1 protein-coding gene is annotated in these 329 nt (G+C 61.1%); it reads right to left on the reverse strand.

What is annotated here, in order from left to right; all coding sequences use genetic code 11:
* Positions 1-329 (reverse strand): ribonucleotide-diphosphate reductase subunit beta (locus tag AC5ZFO_RS48395; RefSeq protein ID WP_496124320.1); only part of this gene is annotated, 329 nt, incomplete at both ends.

Genomic DNA, 329 nt, shown 5'->3' on the forward strand with positions numbered 1-329 from the left:
TGGAAGGTGTGGGTGTGCACCGCCTCCTCGAAGGCCTGCCGAAGGAGGTACTGCCGGCACTCCGGATTGGTGAGGTGACGGTAGATCGCCAGCACGATGTTGTTGGCAACGAGCGATTCCGAGGCTGCGAAGAAGCCGAGATTGCGCTTGATCGCGCGCCGCTCGTCCTCCGTCAGCCCGTCCCGCGACTTCCATAACGCGATGTCGGCCTGCATCGAGACTTCGGTCGGCATCCAGTGATTGTTGCAGCCTGAGAGATACTTCTCCCAGGCCCATTTGTACTTCAGCGGAAGCAGCTGGTTGACGTCGGCGCGGCAGTTGATCATCCG

The sequence above is a fragment of the Bradyrhizobium sp. Unk1 genome (assembly GCF_059512345.1).